The organism is Corynebacterium sp. NML 150383, assembly GCF_002285085.1.
GTDB lineage: Bacteria > Actinomycetota > Actinomycetes > Mycobacteriales > Mycobacteriaceae > Corynebacterium > Corynebacterium gottingense.
Window position 1 is genome coordinate 1 of sequence record NZ_NSGK01000020.1, and the last position, 1,526, is coordinate 1,526.

The following is a 1,526-nucleotide window of genomic DNA, read 5'->3' on the forward strand; positions in this document are numbered from 1 at the left end:
TGTCATGTCTAGGGACTTTTTGGACAAGGAGTCCAGGAAGTTTTTGGACAGGATGTCTAGTAGCTTTTTGGACGCCTGCAGCGGTGGAATAGCCGGATGGCTATTCCACTACACAAGCGCAGAAAGGTCGCAGATTTCGATCCTGCTCGTGACGGCAAAACGATCACACAGTTTTGCAAAGAACTGGGCATCTCGCGGCAGACGTACCACAACATCAAAGACCGGATAGCGCAAAAGGGGCGATCCGGCATTGTGCCGGATTCGACTGCCCCGAAGCACCCGGCCGGAAAGTTTGGAGACCACGACAAGATCGCCGTCGTCCACGCCAGGCAAAAGCTGATGGAACAGGGCTTGGATTACGGGCCTTGGTCGATCTACTACTTCTTGTTCGACTCCGTCGGTGCCGATCGCACCCCTTCACGTTCCACAATCGCCTCATGGCTCCATGAGCTGGGCTTTGTCGACGTTAATGCCCGCAAACGGCCGAGGAGTTCCTATAGACGCTTCGCCCGTGACTTCGTCGGTGAACTCTGGCAGATCGATGGACTGGTCTACCGCCTCTTCGACCATGCTCACACGCTCGTGACGATTTACCAGGTCATCGACGACGCCAGCAGATTCGACGTCGGAACCAAAGCGTTCGCGTTACCGGAAAACGGTACTGATGCGCGCACCGTGCTTGCCGAAGCGTTCGCCACCTACGGCAAACCCCAAGAGATCCTTTCTGATAACGGCGACGCGTTTGCCACCTACCACCGCGGATACCTCACAGCGACTGAAACATGGCTCGCCAGCGAAGGCGTGCTCGCCATTGCTGGATTCGCGCCGACAACCCAAGGCAAAGACGAACGCTCCCACCGCACATTGACCCAGTTTCTCGACGCTCGCCACCCAGTAAGCCTTGCCGAGGTCAACACATACCTCGCTGAGTATCGGCACGTGTACAACGAACGACGACGGCACCAATCACTGCTGGTCGGCAAGATGCACATCACTCCACGCCAGGCTTTCGAGACCTTCCCCAAAGCACCTTCGCCCACGCAGCCGCTTGATCCAGATCAAGTCTGGGCCCGCGTACTTGCCTACAACAAGGCGCACAACCCGCAGGCAGCAAACGAAGTGAGAAACGGCCCCGGGGAAGCGGCAACTTCACCCGAGACCAGCACCGATGACATGGCAGCTTCACACGGCATACCTGGCACCGATACCCCAACACTAACGGTGCCGACAACACAATCAACAAACGATTGGGGTATCCCAGATACGCTCCGCGTGAGCAAAGACGGTGTCGTTCGTGTGTGTAGCTACGGGCTCTACATCGGCCTAAGATTCAAAAACCGCGAGCTCTACGCCACGGTCACCAACGACGATATCGCGGAGTTCTTCACGGCCCACGACGGTGAATTCCTCTTCAGCGTGCCACTGCCAGTCACACTGAGCCACAGGCCACCAGGCGGGCAGATCAACATCAACCTCGTTGAAGGAATGAAGCACCGCAAGCCGCCACGGATGAACCCGAAACTCGC

General features: G+C 57.3%; 1 protein-coding gene. It reads left to right on the top strand.

Translation table 11 applies throughout. The annotated features are described in order from the left end of the window. Window positions 1–96: 96 nt before the first annotated feature. A partial coding sequence (locus CKJ85_RS11695; protein WP_095554413.1) for an integrase core domain-containing protein occupies window positions 97–1,526 on the top strand: 1,430 nt, incomplete at its 3' end.